14 protein-coding genes are annotated in these 15,597 nt (G+C 53.3%); 9 read left to right on the forward strand and 5 right to left on the reverse strand.

The genetic code is table 11. The features are described 5' to 3' along the window. Positions 1 to 282 precede the first annotated feature (282 nt). From PsAD37_RS16575 to PsAD37_RS16595, 5 genes are all read right to left on the reverse strand, one after another. Positions 283 to 789, reverse strand: coding sequence for an SRPBCC domain-containing protein (locus PsAD37_RS16575; RefSeq protein ID WP_063297101.1), 507 nt, complete (start codon positions 787 to 789; stop codon positions 283 to 285). A gap of 13 nt (positions 790 to 802) precedes the next feature. After that, positions 803 to 1,156 carry a helix-turn-helix transcriptional regulator gene (locus tag PsAD37_RS16580; protein ID WP_057461380.1) on the reverse strand — a complete coding sequence of 118 codons (354 nt, stop codon included), beginning with the start codon at positions 1,154 to 1,156 and terminating at the stop codon, positions 803 to 805. Positions 1,157 to 1,281: 125 nt separating this feature from the next. Further along, complete coding sequence (gene proC, locus PsAD37_RS16585) at positions 1,282 to 2,112, reverse strand: pyrroline-5-carboxylate reductase (protein WP_063297102.1); 831 nt, start codon at positions 2,110 to 2,112, stop codon at positions 1,282 to 1,284. 3 nt (positions 2,113 to 2,115) lie between these two features. Next, on the reverse strand, positions 2,116 to 2,877 hold the full coding sequence (locus PsAD37_RS16590; protein WP_063297103.1) for an aspartate/glutamate racemase family protein: 762 nt from the start codon (positions 2,875 to 2,877) through the stop codon (positions 2,116 to 2,118). Positions 2,878 to 2,962: 85 nt separating this feature from the next. Beyond that, positions 2,963 to 3,661 (reverse strand): GntR family transcriptional regulator, encoded by a 699-nt coding sequence (locus tag PsAD37_RS16595; protein ID WP_008551148.1) that lies wholly within the window; start codon positions 3,659 to 3,661, stop codon positions 2,963 to 2,965. A gap of 206 nt (positions 3,662 to 3,867) precedes the next feature. Between PsAD37_RS16595 and PsAD37_RS16600 the strand changes: the two genes are divergently transcribed. From PsAD37_RS16600 to PsAD37_RS16640, 9 genes are all read left to right on the forward strand, one after another. Further along, the gene (locus PsAD37_RS16600; RefSeq protein ID WP_063297104.1) at positions 3,868 to 5,559 is read left to right on the forward strand and encodes a thiamine pyrophosphate-binding protein; all 1,692 of its coding nucleotides are present in this window, start codon (positions 3,868 to 3,870) and stop codon (positions 5,557 to 5,559) included. Positions 5,560 to 5,564: 5 nt separating this feature from the next. Beyond that, positions 5,565 to 6,719 carry an enolase C-terminal domain-like protein gene (locus PsAD37_RS16605; protein ID WP_063297105.1) on the forward strand — a complete coding sequence of 385 codons (1,155 nt, stop codon included), beginning with the start codon at positions 5,565 to 5,567 and terminating at the stop codon, positions 6,717 to 6,719. After that, entirely contained in the window at positions 6,716 to 7,957 is a 1,242-nt protein-coding gene (locus PsAD37_RS16610) for an FAD-binding oxidoreductase (RefSeq protein ID WP_063297106.1), read from the forward strand. The genes PsAD37_RS16605 and PsAD37_RS16610 overlap by 4 nt, the downstream gene beginning before the upstream one ends. 33 nt (positions 7,958 to 7,990) lie before the next feature. After that, positions 7,991 to 8,971, forward strand: a complete 981-nt coding sequence (locus tag PsAD37_RS16615) for a TRAP transporter substrate-binding protein (RefSeq protein ID WP_063287563.1) — start codon at positions 7,991 to 7,993, stop codon at positions 8,969 to 8,971. Between the two features lie 61 nt (positions 8,972 to 9,032). After that, a complete protein-coding gene (locus PsAD37_RS16620; protein ID WP_057461374.1) occupies positions 9,033 to 9,566 on the forward strand; it encodes a TRAP transporter small permease in 534 nt (177 codons plus the stop codon). Between the two features lie 5 nt (positions 9,567 to 9,571). Beyond that, positions 9,572 to 10,885 (forward strand): TRAP transporter large permease, encoded by a 1,314-nt coding sequence (locus PsAD37_RS16625; RefSeq protein WP_063297107.1) that lies wholly within the window; start codon positions 9,572 to 9,574, stop codon positions 10,883 to 10,885. 1,033 nt (positions 10,886 to 11,918) lie between these two features. After that, a complete protein-coding gene (locus PsAD37_RS16630) occupies positions 11,919 to 12,272 on the forward strand; it encodes a hypothetical protein (RefSeq protein ID WP_063297108.1) in 354 nt (117 codons plus the stop codon). A gap of 79 nt (positions 12,273 to 12,351) precedes the next feature. Further along, positions 12,352 to 14,076 carry a type I secretion system permease/ATPase gene (locus tag PsAD37_RS16635; RefSeq protein WP_063297155.1) on the forward strand — a complete coding sequence of 575 codons (1,725 nt, stop codon included), beginning with the start codon at positions 12,352 to 12,354 and terminating at the stop codon, positions 14,074 to 14,076. After that, positions 14,069 to 15,385 (forward strand): HlyD family type I secretion periplasmic adaptor subunit, encoded by a 1,317-nt coding sequence (locus tag PsAD37_RS16640; protein ID WP_063297109.1) that lies wholly within the window; start codon positions 14,069 to 14,071, stop codon positions 15,383 to 15,385. The genes PsAD37_RS16635 and PsAD37_RS16640 overlap by 8 nt, the downstream gene beginning before the upstream one ends. Positions 15,386 to 15,597 lie beyond the last annotated feature (212 nt).

A 15,597-nucleotide genomic window follows, 5' to 3' on the forward strand; every position in this document is an offset into this window, starting at 1 on the left:
CCCCATCAGAACTTCAACCTGCCGTAACTTCACAACAATATCTTCAGGTTTGGGGCGCTTGATAGCCATCTATGGTCCTCCGGTTTCCTAACTATAGGCGTGGACCACTTCAAAGGGGGAGGCTCAATTGAGTTTATCTTCATTGGTTTGGTCCAAGATAAGTAGAAGAAATTTATGTTTGAGAATGCAGTTTACGGCAGAAAATCAATTGATAACAACTAAGTGGGCTGGCTTGTCACCAATTGGAAGCACAGCCCAAGTTAGTTGCTTTACGAAAGTGCTCTAAGTCTGCATTTCGCTTTGAAGCTCGGCGAGCAGTTCTTCCAGTAGGCCCATACCGGCATTCCAGCCTTGGTTCATGCCGCCGATGGCTGCCTCGAAGCAGGCGATCTCGGCCTCTGTGGCGTCATGGGGAACCCATGTGAGGCACATTTTGGTTTGGTCGCCGTCTTCCTCGAAGGTAACGGTGGTCAGCAATACACGAGGCCAGTCCTGCATCATCGGGCTGGCAATCACATTCCAGTCAGCGTCAGACGTTGCATGCAGCCATACCAGTTTTGAAGGTTTTGAGACCTCTGTATATTCAACGCGTTGGAAGTTGGAATTGTCTCCCCACTTCATCTCATGCAGCCACAGGCCGCCTTGTTTGACATCCAGCTGGTGGACGATGCTTTCCACGTTAGGGCCGTACCAGCGCGAAATAAGATCCGGCTCGGTCCATGTACGCCAAACCAGCTCGCGCGGGGCGTTAAAGGTGCGTTCCAGTACATAGGTTGGTAGTTCACTCATTCCAATTCCCTCCTCAACTCTCGGATTTCTTCAATTCCTCCAGAAGATCATCCAGCTGATCGAAGCTGGACGACCAGAACTTGCTAAACTCTTCCAGCCATTTTACCGCCTCACGCATGGGCTCAGCTTTGAGCCGTGCCGGGCGGCGTTGCTTGTCTATGGCGCGTTCAACCAACCCTGCCCGTTCCAGAACCTTCAGATGCTTTGAGACGGCAGGCTGGCTCATGCAAAATGGCTCAGCCAGCTCGTTGACCGATGCGTCTCCATTGGCGAGCCGGGTCAGGATTGCACGGCGCGTAGGATCGGCCAGTGCTGCAAACACGGCATCAAGGTTTTCTGGTTGGGGTGTCTGGTTCACCTGTTGCATAACCGTATGGTTATATAATAATTGAAATTGGTCAAGCCCAAAGTCTTGAGAGTGTGTCAGAGCAAAAGAAAACCCCGCCGTCCTGATGGAAAGCGGGGTTTCATATCTCGTGATAACGCAGGAGACTAGGCCAGCTCTTCACTGCGTTTTTTGGCAGCTGCAACAGCGCGGGAAAGGAGTGGCGGCATACCGTCCTCTTCGTTCATAAGTACATCGAGCGCCGCGGCTGTGGTGCCATTTGGAGATGTCACATTGATGCGCAGCTGGGTAGGGTCGTCGCTGGCATCTTCTGCCAGCTGTCCTGCTCCGCCAACGGTGGCTTTAGCCAGTTGCATCGCCAGTTCTTCCGGCAGCCCTTGCTCTGCGCCTGCTTTGGCGAGGCACTCGATCAGGTGGAACACATAGGCAGGTCCAGAGCCGGAGACTGCCGTCACAGCATCCATCTGACTTTCGTTTTCCAGCACAACGGTCTTCCCGACAGCGGCGAGCAGTTCCTGTGCCATAGCCAGATTGCTTTCCGAGCAATGGCTGTTTGGAATGAGTGCGGTAATGCCGCGTCCAATAGCTGCCGGTGTGTTTGGCATGGCGCGGATGATCGGACTGCCCTCACCTACCAGGGAAAGAAGTGTGGTCAGGTTTGTGCCTGCTGCAACGGAAATGAAAACGGTGCTGCCACCGCCTAGCGCGACGACCTGAGGGGTTGCATCCCCCATCATCTGTGGCTTCACAGCCAGAATGCACACTGCGGGAGCTGCTGGCAGTTGCTTGTTCAGGCTTAGGCCGTGATCTTCCAATGACCTCAGCCAGTCAGATGGATAAGGATCAATCACAGTTGTGCTGGAAGGCAGAACGCCTGCTTCCAACCAGCCCTTCAGCATGGCTGAGCCCATCTTTCCGCAGCCAAGCAAAACGAGGCCGTTTGTGTTTATCTGTTCAATCTGACTAGGCTTCGACATCGATTAATTTCCGTAAGTCGCTAAATTCAAACGCGGGTCATCCAGTTCCAGCGGGAACTTACGCGGAACCAGACCGGATTGGAACCAGTTCACGAACGTGTAGATGGAATAGACGGGCAATCCGGTGAGTTTGCGGATGTCGTTGGCGTAGGGCACCATATTGGTGCATTCCAGAACGATGGCGCCAATGCCTTCGTTTTTAGTTACCAATTCTGCGGCAGCGTCCAGCAGATCCAGACGGGCATCTTCAAAGTTGATGGCGTCATAGTCATCCAGCACTTCGCGGGTGAAGTTGCGCAGACCATCTGTGCCCACAATCACCGTATCTTCGGGCGCGCCTGCCGCTTTCAGGTGCTCTTTGGTCAATGTTTCTTTGGAGATGGTGATGACGCCGACGCGCTTGTTCTTCGGCAGAAGCTGCTGCACGCCTGGGATTTGCATCAAGGAAGACGTTGCGACGGGCACGCCAAGCGCTTCCTTCACCTCGTCCTGAATGAGAGCCAGAAAACCGCAGTTGGTGGTGATGCCATCGCAGCCTGTCCGCACCAGATCGCGGCCAGCTTCAACAAACAGATCCACCAGCTCACGCGGATCATTGCGCACCACCTTGTTTGGGGTCGCACCGCGGACCACACGGTAATGCACTGGAAACGGCCATGTCTGGGCATTGCCGATGTCGCCGTAAATGCGCGGGAACTTGGTTTCCAGCATGAGAATGCCGACTGAGGCACCAAATACGGTCTTGCCTCCATACTCAACGGACATAATTCAAAACCTCTTCTATAAAATTGGAGGGCAAAGCAGGTTAAGTGTTGGGGACCTGCGACCTGCTTTGCTTTTGGTACTCGCGTTAATCTGCTGGAACGTAGAGCTGCGAATAGGCGATGCGCACGGCTTCGGTGGCCTCGTCGCGGCGGCGTTCAATATGGTGGCGCATGGTGGAAACGGCTTTGTCTTCATCCCGGTTGATCAGGGCGGTCAGCACCACACGGTGGGCCGAAAGCTGGGCTTCCTCCTGCGTAGAAACAGGTGTCTTGCCGCGCAGGTATTTCAAGTCGACAAGACGGATGTAACGCACGCGGTCATTCAGGTTTTCCAGAATGCGGACCAGCTCGTTGCTTTGAGACAAGGCAGCGATGCGCATGTGATACGCCTCATCCATGCTCAAAAGCTCCATCGGGTCTTCGCAGCTGTCGTAGTCCGGTTCAGTGGACTTCAAAAACTCCATCAGGTCCTGAAGTTCTTCATCACTGGCTCGGCGGCAAACAAGGCGGACAATCTCCGTCTCAATGGCGACACGCGCTTCATAAAGGTCGAGAATAAGCTTCGGGCTCAGGGGGCGGCAAAAGAAACCGCGGCCACTCTGGAACGTGAGGAAGCCTTCTGCCACGAGTCGATTCAACGCCTCGCGCAGCGGTGTCCGGCTTGCGCCCAACTCTGTGGATAACGCGCTTTCGTTGATACGGGCATCCGGCTTAAGTTCGAAATAGGCCGCCATTTTCCGTAGTTTTTCGTAGATGCGGTCCACGTTGCTATCAGCTTTTGTCATTCCAAAATCGCTCTCAATCCTGCCGTCGCAGGCCCCAAAAATTGGCTCAGCACTTACCACGTCATAGATGAACTGTACATTCCATTTGACCTGCGCTCAATATTGAATATGGTACTGTATACAATTTTGAGTGCAATCGATTCTGCATTCTTCGGGTTTAGTAAATTGCCTGCTTAACAGGTGGGACGGGTCTGATAGGTGACACTGTGACGAATAAGATGAATGGTGCAGAAGCCATGGTAAAAATGCTGGAGGCGCAGGGCGTCCAGCACATTTTCGGTCTTTGCGGCGATACAACACTGCCGTTTTATGACGCGATGTATAAGCTTGATCACAAGATGACCCACGTTTTGACCCGTGATGAGCGCTGCGCCACTTACATGGCCGATGCGTATTCACGAGTGACCGGACGTCCGGGTGTGTGTGAGGGGCCGTCCGGTGGTGGCGCAACCTACATTTTGCCGGGTCTGATCGAAGCCTCTGAAAGCTCTTATGCTGTGCTTGGCATTACGACAGACATTTCTGTTGGGTCCTACGGCAAGTACCCACTGACTGAAGTGGATCAGGAAGCGCTGATGCGTCCGCTGACCAAGTGGAACACCGTGATCAAGCGCGCTGACCACATTCCGCGGATGGTTCGTAAAGCCTTCCGTGCCATGACAACCGGTCGCTCCGGTGCTGCTCATCTCGGCCTGCCCTACGACATTCAGTATGATGCGGTCGATGCCTCTGACATCTGGGCAGATCAGCAGCTGACGTCATATCCAGCTTACCCTCAGGCCCCTGCACCAGGTGCTGCTGAAGCCGCGGTTGATGCAATCCTGTCCGCCAAAAAGCCGCTTATTGTGTGCGGCGGCGGTGTTGTGATTGCTGGCGCGATGGAAGAGCTGGAGCGTCTGGCGTCCCGTCTCGATATTCCGGTTGCAACGTCTATCTCCGGTCAGGGTTCACTGGCTGAAACCCATCCAAACTGTGTGGGTGTAGTCGGGTCCAATGGCGGAACAGACGAGACATGGGAAGCCATGGCCAATGCGGACCTTGTGGTGTTCATGGGGGCTCGTGCCGGCTCCACCACCACCTCCCGCTGGGAAGCGCCATCTGCCAAGACCCGTGTGGTTCACTTCGACAACGACCCGATGGTGATCGGTGCGAACTACGAAGTGGAAGTTGGCGTTGTTGGTGACCTCAAGCTTTCCCTTGCGCAGGTCAACGCTGTTCTCGATAAACGCGATCAGGGCGCTGACACTTTCGGCGGTGCAGCTGCTGTTGCAGACATCAAGAAACGTAAGTTCGAGATCTTCAACAAACTGGCTCAAAGCGGTGAAGCGCCAATCCGTCCTGAACGGGTGATCGATGCGATGATGAAGGTGTTGCCGGTTGATGCCACAGTGATCTCCGATCCGGGCACCTCCTGCCCGTACTTCTCTGCTTATTACCAGCTGCCGCAGTCTGGTCGTTACTTCATCACCAACCGCGCGCATGGCGCATTGGGTTACTCGCTCTCTGCAGCGCTGGGTGCATGGTATGGCCGTCCAACCAGCAAAGTGGTTGCCATGATGGGTGATGGCTCCTTCGGCTTCACCTGTGGTGAGCTGGAGACTGTGTGCCGCTCCCGTGCGCCAATCACGTACATTGTGTTCTCTAACTCCAGCTACGGCTGGATTAAAGCGAGCCAGTATGCAGACACAGATGCGCGCTACTACAATGTAGACTTCAACCGCACTGATCAGGCCGCTGTTGCCGCTGCTTATGGTGTGAAGAGCTGGCGTGTCGAAAATCCTGATGATCTGGAGCGTGTACTCAAAGAGGCAATCGAACATGACGGTCCAACGCTGATTGATGTTGTGACGCAGCCTCTTGAAGAAGCAAACGCCCCTGTACGTCGCTGGATGGGATAAGAGCCATGAACGCTGCACAAAAAATTATCGGCCAAAAGATCGTTGGGATGGATGTCTGGCACGTACAGCTGCCAGTGAACGCCCGCCGCGACCATGGCATTGGTTCTGTTGAACACGCCGTTGATATTGTCATCCTCCGCTTAACGGCGGAGGGGGGCGAAACCGGTTGGGGGGAAGCCTCGCCGTGGTCTGTCTTCACAGGTTCTGCAGAAGCCACCTTTGCGGCGCTCGACCGCTACATCCGTCCGCTTGTTGTTGGCCGCACCATTGGTGAACGCGCCACGATCATGAAGGACGCCCAAAAGGCGGTTGCTCATTGTACTGAGGCGAAAGCAGCTCTGGAAACAGCACTGCTCGACCTACAGGGCCGAATCTCTGATTTGCCTGTCTGGGCGCTTCTGGGTGGCAAATGCCGCGATACGATCCCTCTTTCCTGTTCTATTGCTGATCCTGATTTCGATCGTGATTTAGCATTGATGGAACGTTTGAAAGAGGATGGTGTGCGCATCATCAAGCTCAAAACCGGCTTCAAAGGCCATGAGTTTGATATGATGCGTATGGAGCGCCTACGCATGAGCTATCCTGAGTTTTCCATTCGCGTGGATTATAATCAGGGTCTGCACCACGATAGTGCCCTAGCGTGCGTTCGCGACATCGCAAGTTTTCAACCAGATTTTATTGAACAGCCAGTTGCGCATAACCTTCGGGAACTTATGGCTACTATCCGAAATTCCATCGATGTGCCGCTTCTTGCAGATGAAAGCATCTTTGGGCCAGAGGATATGCTGACTGCGATTAATATGGGGATAGCTGACGGTGTTTCAGTCAAAATAATGAAGAGTGGAGGCTTGACTCGGGCCCAAACTGTAGCTCGCATGGCTGCAACCGCTGGTATGAGCGCCTACGGTGGTGACATGTTTGAATCCGGCCTCGCCCACCTTGCCGGAACGCATATGATTGCTGCAACGCCAGAAATCACTTTAGCTTGTGAGTTTTATCAGGCAAAATACTTCCTAGTAGAAGACCTTATGGAAACGCCATTTGAAACGAGTGGCGGCGATGTGATCGTTCCGCAAACGGCAGGCTTGGGAGGCCGTCCGGATCTGGAAAAAGTTGAACACTACGCGATTTCCAAAAGTGCGGTTATGGGGGCTGCATGAATAAAAATAATGTCGTTGTCATCGGTGCAGGGATCGTTGGTGTATCAGCAGCTTTATGGTTGAAGCGTGAGGGTCATGATGTGACCCTCATCGACAAGGGTGAGCCCGGCATGGGCGCGTCCTTTGGCAATGCGTGTGTTCTGGCCAGCTGCTCCGTGGCGCCAGTCACTGCGCCGGGTCTGATCCTGAAAGGCCCAAAGCTTCTGCTGGATCCAAATTTCCCGCTGTTCCTGCGTTGGAGCTACCTGCCGAAGCTGGCGGGCTGGCTGGCACGTTACCTGTCACACGCAACGGATAAGGAAACCCGCCGCATCGCGCAGGGGCTGACGCCGATTGTTGGTGACAGTGTGGACCAACACCATGCATTGGTGGACGGGACCAGCGCTGCAAAGTGGCTGCAGGAAAGCACCTACAGCTTTGCCTACAACGACAGAGCCGCCTTTGAAGCAGACGCATACACCTGGGAACTGCGCCGCAAAGCCGGATTTGTGCCGGAATTGATTGAAGGTGACGCCGTTCACGAGATGGAGCCAATCCTTGCCAAAAACATCAAACTGCTGGCGTTGATGCGTGATCATGGGTTCATTCAGGACCCAGGTGCGTATGTTCAGGATCTGGTGCAGATCTTCACGGAAATGGGCGGCACGTTTGTGCAGGCTGAAGTGAAGGATTTCGATCTGTCGGGCGGCTCGATTTCAGCCGTCATGACTGACAGAGGACGTTTTGAGTGTGATCGTGCCGTTCTGGCAACTGGCGTCTGGTCCAAGCCTTTGATGAATAAGCTTGGCATCAACGTGCCGCTGGAAGCTGAGCGCGGTTACCATATTTTATTCAAGAACCCGAGCGAGCAGCCGAGCCAGCCAATCATGGTCGCCTCCGGCAAGTTTGTGGCAACACCAATGGCACAGGGATTACGCTGTGCTGGTGTTGTTGAGTTTGGCGGGCTGGAAGCTGGTGCTTCCAAAGCTCCTCTGGCTCTACTACGGAAAAAGGTTCGCGAGAGCTTCCCGCATCTGGAAGCATCAAGCGAAGAAGAATGGTTGGGCTTCCGCCCTGCGCCATCGGACAGTCTCCCCCTCATCGGTGAAGTGGGCAAAAGCGGTGTTTATGCAGCGTTTGGGCACCACCACATCGGCCTGACGGGCGGTCCAAAAACCGGGCGGCTGGTCTCTGATCTGATCAGCGGTAAACGCCCCAATAACGATATAAGTCCTTACGATCCGCAAAGATTTATTTGAGGGCATCACTAATTTTCTTGGAGGAGAGAACATATGAAGAAGTCTAGTCTACTGGTCACCTTGAGTGTTTCCGCTATGGCGTTGGGGGCAACTGCTGCTTCTGCGGAAAAGTGGGACCTGCCAATGGCATACTCAGGGTCCAATTTCCATTCAGTAACGGGTGCAGAATTTGCAGCATGTATTACGTCTGGCACTGGTGGTGAAATCGAAGTAACCACTCATCCGGGGGGCTCCTTGTTTAAGGGCGGCGACATCAAGCGCGCAGTTCAGACAGGTCAGGTGCCAATCGGAGAGCGTCTGCTTTCCGGTCACCAAAACGAAAATGCCTTGTTCGGTGTGGATTCCGTTCCATTCCTCGCAACATCTTTTGATGATGCGGCAAAGCTTTGGACTGCTGCAAAGCCAGCGCTTGAAAAGGTTCTTGGCGAACAGAACCTGACCCTGCTGTATTCTGTGCCATGGCCTCCTCAGGGTCTGTACTTCAAAAATGCAGTCAACTCTGTTGCTGACATGGAAGGCATTAAATTCCGCTCTTACAACACCGCAACTGCGCGTCTTGCTGAGCTGACAGGCATGCTGCCAGTTTCCATTGAAGCAGCTGAAATCTCTCAGGCGTTTGCAACCGGTGTTGCTGACTCCATGGTCTCCTCCGGTGCAACTGGTTACGATCGTAAAGTTTGGGAAAGCCTCAACTACTTCTACGAAGTGGATGCATGGCTGCCACGCAACTACATGCTCGTCAACTCTGATGTGTGGTCTGGTGTTTCTGAAAAGAACAAAGGCATCATTCAGGGCTGTGCGGCAACAGCAGAAGCAGCTGGCCTCAAGCGTTCTATCGACTACACAAACTTCACCCTTGATGGCCTGCGTGAAGGCGGCATGAAGGTTGAAAAGGGTAGTGACCAGATGAAAGCTGACCTGCAGGAAATTGGTGCAACCATGACTGCAGAATGGCTTGAAGCTGCTGGTGACGATGGCAAGGCTGTTGTCAGCACCTTCAAAGCAATGAAATAAGCACGCAAAAGCCGGAGAACCTTTTGGAACTCCGGCTTTTCTTTTTTCGAGGGGGAGAACAATGAAGCTGACACGCGCACTGCGCTTAGGGCTGGATGGGATCTACAAGACAGCTGGAGTTCTTTCCGCGCTTTGTCTGATTGCCATCCTCGGACTGATTGTCGTGCAGATGCTGGCACGTTGGACGGGAGAGGTCTTTCCGGGCGCCGCAGAATATGCAGGCTATGCCATGGCCGCCGCCAGTTTCCTTGCATTTGCCAATGCCTTGAACAAGGGCATCCATATTCGCGTATCCATCCTGCACCAAATGCTGGGCAAGACCGCACAGCGCATTCTGGAAATCTGGTGTTTTGCCATTGGCTCCGCCACGATCTGGTACTTCGTGTACTACGCCTACCGTTTCGTTTACTGGTCCCACAAGTTCAATGACATCAGTCAGGGACAGGACCGCACACCGCTTTGGATCCCACAGGGCTTTATGTTCCTTGGTGCCTTGATCCTTGCGATTGCTCTCACAGACCACCTCCTTCAACTCATATTCACTGGCAAGCACCGTATTGCGCCTGAACTTGAAGAAGCAGTTGCCGGAGAATAAGAGCAATGGAAAATATAAGCATTATCATTCTGTTCCTGTTTGTCATGTTCACCTTGCTTGGCACCGGCGTCTGGGTCGGTCTGGCACTTATGGGTGTGGCATGGGTTGGCATGGAACTGTTCACCACCCGCCCTGTTGGCGACGTGATGTTGACGACCATTTGGTCGGCCTCCTCCTCCTGGACACTGACGGCGCTGCCGCTGTTCATCTGGATGGGTGAAATCCTGTATCGAACCCGATTATCGGAAGATATGTTCCGTGGCCTTGCCCCTTGGATGGCCCGCCTTCCTGGCGGTCTGGTTCACACCAACATTGTGGGCTGTACAGTCTTTGCAGCGGTCTCTGGTTCTTCTGCCGCGACACTGACCACCGTTGGCAAGATGTCTATCCCTGAGCTGCGTAAGCGTGATTATCCCGAAAAGATGATCATTGGCACGTTGGCTGGTGCAGCAACGCTGGGTCTGATGATCCCGCCATCTCTGACGCTGATAGTTTATGGTGTGACCATCAACGAGAGTATCTCCAAGCTGTTCTTTGCAGGCATTATGCCGGGCATCGTGCTGGCTGGCATGTTCATGGCGTATGTGGCCATCACCTCCAAAGTCTCTTCTAAATGGAATCCGAAAGCGGAACCTAAGATGAGCTTTACTGAGAAGGTGAAGAACACCCGCTTCCTGCTGCCTGTGATCCTGCTGATCCTCATTGTGATTGGCTCCATGTATCTGGGCTACGCAACGGCGACAGAAGCTGCAGCCTTTGGTGTGATTGGAAGTCTGATCCTTGCAGCTTCACAGGGTTCGCTGTCCTGGAAAAGTTTCACGAGCAGTTTGATGGGGGCGACCTACACCTCCTCTATGATTGCACTGATCCTTGCCGGTGCTGCGTTCCTGTCGCTTTCCATGGGCTTTACGGGTCTGCCGCGCGGTCTGGCTGACATGATCGCAACGCTGGAGCTCAGCCGCTTTGAGCTGCTGATGGTACTGCTGGTGTTCTACGTGATCCTCGGCATGTTCCTGGATGGGATTTCGTCCGTGGTGCTGACCATGGCGGTGGTGGAACCAATGATCCGTCAGGCTGGTATTGACCTGATATGGTTTGGTATCTTCATTGTGGTGGTGGTTGAGATGGCGCAGATCACGCCGCCGATCGGGTTTAACCTGTTCGTCCTGCAAGGCATGACCAACTATCAGATGGGGTTCATTGCGCGTGCAGCGTTCCCGATGTTCCTGATCATGGTTGCGATGGTCTTTGTTCTGATCGCGTTCCCTGAGGTTGCCACATGGCTGCCTGAGAACATCCGCAGCAGGCCCGGAGGTTAGCGCCTCCTGAACCACCTGCCGTAAGTGCCGATCTCTGGATACTCTGATCTACGAAAGTAGGTCGGGGTATTTACTTAGAGTAAGCAATCTGAAGTTCATCAGCTTAGTTTGATTAAACCATTAAGTGCGCACAGACGCTGGATTCCTCATTTCTAGATTTCCGGATTTGTCCTCTTCAACTGACACTATTATCCACTTTGATTGCCCTGATTTGCCGTTGTGTGGTCACTTTTAAGGTAAATATATGACCTAAACGGCACCTTGGTGATATATTTTCACTATAAAATGAGTGTCACCCTCATATTTTTTGTGTTGACACGCACATGAGTGTGACATGCATTACGTCACATGGGGTAACTTACTCAAACGTAAGGTGATTTTTATCGATAAATTTATATGTAAGATAAATTTAATATATCATGAGTATAAAAATACTGATATTTCAATAATACCTAGAGTTGTATTTACACTAAACATTTGGATAACATTTATTCTAGATCTAAGAGTATAGATTTCTTCGCCACATTTATGCCCCAATTACGGCCAAATATTGAACTCAGATCAGGTCACCTCCCAAAACGGGGATGTGTAACTGGCGGATTGCATCGTATCTGCAATGTGTATTCAAAGTGGTATGATGAGATTAATGCAAGTTATGCATAGGGGATTTGATTAGGACTTCAGGTAACTGAAGTTGGTTGGGTGACACTAAACGTTACTCAAAACGTTTGTCGCTATGAGGCATGCTCATTGTGAGCATTTAGCGAAGCTGGGAGGCTAGGCTATGACATGTATTCGTAGTGTAGACTTGCATTCCGAATGCGGCATTAGCAGTATTCAGGTGCGTCCAGGGACTTCTCCGAAATAGAGATCCGACTTGGATTGGGACCCTTTGAAGCCAACACGTGACGTGTAGCCATCTGAAGGACCTCCTGCCAGCGGTATCACACCAACAATTTAACATCACTGTACCTCGGAGTGCGCTCCGGGAGCGGTGAAACTTATCTAACTTTTGTCTGAAAGGGATAAAGACATGGGCTGGTGGAATCCATTCAAAGCAATCGCAAACGTCGTAACCAAAGCTGTTAGCGCAGTGATTGAAACCGTCTCCGATGCATTTGGTCAGCATGAGCTTGGTCAGAAGATCGCAGGCGTATTTGAAGCTGTGGTTGACACTATTGTTGACGTTGTTGTGGACATAGCCGTGGGGGTTGCCACATCAAACCCAGTTACGGCCGTTGTCAGCGTCATCACCAACATCGCTGAAGGTATTAAGGACGTTTATGACGCCCTCAACCCTGCATCTGAAACTGTGGAAGTTGCTGCAGCAGATGCACCAGTGCTGGAAGGCAATGCAGACTACGGTTCTGATGACATGTTGATGTAATCAGAACGGTTCGGGCGCCACGAGCTTGGGTGTGGCGCCCGAACCAACCCAGCATAAAAACAACAAGCTGGAGGGTATTTTGGGTAAGTCGTTACAAGAGCACACATCCTATATTTCCAACGCCTTTCGTAAACTTTATCGGGCGTTTTGGGGCATTGGTGGCATCAGCATGTTAATCAACCTGCTTATGCTGACTGGCCCTTTGTTCATGCTGCAGATCTATGATCGCGTCTTGTCCAGCAGCTCTGTGCCAACGCTTGTTGTTCTCAGCCTGTTTGTGGCTGTGCTTTATATCTTCTACGGAATTCTGGATGGTCTGCGGAACCGGCTGTTGCTGCGTGTTGGTCAACACGTGGATGAGCAGCTCACCGGTCTGGCATTTGAAACTTCGACCCGTGTCCCGCTGGTTATGGGTGCTGAGGGCGAACGCTCCAGACCTGTCAGCGATCTGGACTCCATCCGGCAGTTCCTGTCCGGCTCCGGTCCTTCCGCGATCTTCGATATGCCATGGATGCCGCTCTACTTGGGCATCGTGTTTCTGTTTCACCCGCTTTTGGGCACCACGGCTCTCATTGGCGCCTTGTTCATCTGTGCCTTGATTGCGCTGAACGAGTTGTCCTCTCGTCGCCCGGCTGCAAACACAGCTGTTGAAGCCAACAAGCGGACTACATTGATTGAAGCGTGCCGCCGCAATGCCGAGAGCATTGAGGCCATGGGCATGATCGACCACTTGCGTGACCGGTGGGAGGATAACAATGATGTCTTCCTTGGTCGCCAGCGGGCAGCCTCTGACCGGTCCAACATCTTCACCACCATGATCAAGACCCTGCGGTTCATGCTGCAGTCCGGTATTCTTGCCCTTGGGGCGTGGCTGGTTATTCAGCAGGAAGTCTCTGCAGGCGTTATGATCGCGTCCTCCATTATGACGGCCCGTGCACTGGCTCCGGTTGAGATGGCAATCGTCAACTGGCGTGGATTTGTGGCCGCCAGAGTTGGCATTTCGCGCCTTCAGGAAATCTTTGCCTCACAAGCAAAGCCTAAGGAACGGGTGTCCATTCCGTTCCCGCAGGAGTCGGTTGTTGTTGAAGGCTTGTCCTGTGGACCAATCGCAGCCAAAGAAGCCTTCGTCAAAAACGTTTCTTTGGAACTGAAAGCTGGCGATGGTCTGGGCATCATCGGGCATTCGGGGTCCGGCAAGTCAACGCTGACGAGAGCGATGGTCGGCATCACCAATCCTCTGAAGGGCTCGATCCGTTTTGATGGCGCTGAGCTGGACCAGTGGAGCGCGATGGATCGCGGTGATTTCATCGGGTATCTGCCGCAGGACATTCAGCTCTTTGATGGCACCATCGCCGAGAACATTCAGCGTTTCAAGCCGGATGAAGACAGCGACAAGCTGATTGAAGCCGCCCGCATGGCCAACGTACACGATCTGATTGTGAGCTTGCCGGAAGGCTACAACACCGTCATCGGCGCAACTGGCAACGGCCTTTCTGGTGGTCAGCGTCAGCGGATTGCACTGGCGCGTGCGCTTTATGGCAACCCGTTCCTGATCGTACTGGATGAGCCAAACTCCAATCTGGATGCGCAAGGTGAAGCAGCGCTGACCAACGCCATCCACGATATGCGTGAGCGTGGTTCCATCGTCATCGTGGTGGCACACCGTCCGGCAGCGACGTCAGCAGTCGATCAGATCCTTGTGATGAATGAGGGTGAAGCGGAAGCCATTGGTGCAAAAGACAAGATCATGAAGCAGGTGATAGCTCCGCTTCGCAAGCCGCAGGAGGTCGCGTTAAATGGCTAGAAATACCGACAATTCCTACGATATCGGCGCAAGCATCACCCGCCATCTCAAATGGGGCGGCGCTCTGGCAGCACTCCTCATCTTTGGTGCAGGCACCTGGACAGTTGTGACGGAAATTTCCGGCGCGGTTGTTGCTCCGGCAACCATCGTTGTTGAAACCAGCACCAAGAGCGTGCAGCACCGTGATGGCGGCATCGTCAATCAAATCCTCGTCAAGAACGGTGATCCGGTGAAGGCCGGAGAACTTGTCCTGCGGTTGGATGATACTCTCACCCGCTCCAATCTGGCTGTGCTGACCAATCAGCTTGATGAACTTTATGCGCAGGAATCCCGGCTGACCTCTGAGATACAGGGCCGCACTGAGATTACGTTCAAGCAACGGGCAAAATCTCCCTTGCACCGTGCACATCTGATGATGATTGAAGAAACCCAGCGCAATATGATGGAAGCGCGGAAGAAAAATCATCTGAGCAAGAAAGAGCAGCTGGAAACCCAGATCGGTCAGTTTGAAAAGCAGATCGACGGCCTAGAGCTGCAACGGGATGCAAAACAGAACGAAGTGGACCTGATCAACACCGAACTGGGTGGCTTGGAATCTTTGCGCAAAAAGAAGCTGGTGACCGAGTCCCGTGTCATGGCGTTCCAGCGTGAGCGTAGCTCTCTGGAAGGCGAGCTTGGCGGCATCATTGCCCAGATCGCCCGCTCCGGAGAGGCGATCAGCGAACGCCGGGTCATGATCATACAATCAGATGAAGAACTGCGCTCCAACAATCTGGAACAACTGCAGCAGACCCGTGCCCAGATCTCTGAGCTTGAAGAACGACGTATTGCAGCGCAGGACGAGCTGCGCCGGACGGAAATCCGAGCACCTCAAAACGGCAAGGTGTTTGATCTGGCCATTCACACCATCGGCGGCGTCATCATGGGCGGCGAAGTGGTGATGAAGATCGTGCCGGAAGAAGACCAGCTCATCGTGGAAGCTAAAGTGCAGCCGGTGGATGTGGATCAGATCAATCCCAATCAGGAAGCAACCATTCGCCTGCCCGCGTTTGACAAGCGCACCACACCGGAACTCAAGGCGCGGCTGAAAACCATCTCGCCCGATCTGGTGCAGGACCCGCGCACAGGCAGCACCTATTATCTGGCCGAGCTGGCCATTCCTGAAGAGGAACTGGAGCGTTTGGACGGCAAATCCCTCATTCCGGGCATGCCGGTTGAGGCGTTTATCAAGACAGAAGACCGGTCTGTTCTGTCCTATCTGATCAAACCAATGATGGACCAGATCGCACATGCGATGAGAGAGACTTGATGCTCCTGGGGCTGATCCGGGCATATCTCTGAAAGATGGGTTTTCAGGCAAAGATATACCCAAAAGCCATAGCCCCAGTGTGTTGTGAGAAGTTGAAGCAATGGCCGCTCCTGTTGCTTCAGCAACCTCCTCCCGAGAGCCCGGAACCCTAATTCCGGGTATGTGAAGGCCCGTGTGGTGCTATGCCGCCGCCCTGTGCGAGTACTGCACGG

The sequence above is a fragment of the Pseudovibrio sp. Ad37 genome (genome assembly GCF_001623075.1).
In the GTDB taxonomy this organism is placed as follows: domain Bacteria; phylum Pseudomonadota; class Alphaproteobacteria; order Rhizobiales; family Stappiaceae; genus Pseudovibrio.